Annotated in this window: 1 protein-coding gene; it reads right to left on the reverse strand. The window is 73.6% G+C overall.

The features are described from left to right. A partial coding sequence (locus BIV01_RS12790) for an SDR family NAD(P)-dependent oxidoreductase (protein WP_139199349.1) occupies window positions 1-387 on the reverse strand: 387 nt, incomplete at both ends.

A 387-nucleotide genomic window follows, 5' to 3' on the forward strand; every position in this document is an offset into this window, starting at 1 on the left:
CGCTGCGCATCGGCGCCTCGATGTTCGTCGCCACCGCACCGGGCGCGACGGCGTTGGCGCGGATGCCCTGCGGCCCGTGGAAGAACGCGACGCTCTTGGTGAACCCGGCGATCGCGTGCTTCGACGCCGTGTACGCAGCACCCGCGGCCGACGCCCGGAGCGCCGCCTCGGACGCCACGTTCACGACCGCACCGCGTCCGGCGGCGATCATCAGCGGCAGGACCGCTCGGGTGAGCCGCATCGGCCCGGTGACGTTCACGCTGAAGACGCGGTCCCAGGTGGCGTCGTCGACCTCGCTCGGCGGGAGGAACGCGTCCATGATGCCGGCGACGTTCGCGAGCCCGTCGACCCGGTCGCCGGCGGCGGCGAGGAGCGCGTCGATCGTCT

The sequence above is a fragment of the Curtobacterium sp. MCBA15_013 genome, from assembly GCF_001865095.1.
In the GTDB taxonomy this organism is placed as follows: Bacteria; Actinomycetota; Actinomycetes; order Actinomycetales; family Microbacteriaceae; genus Curtobacterium.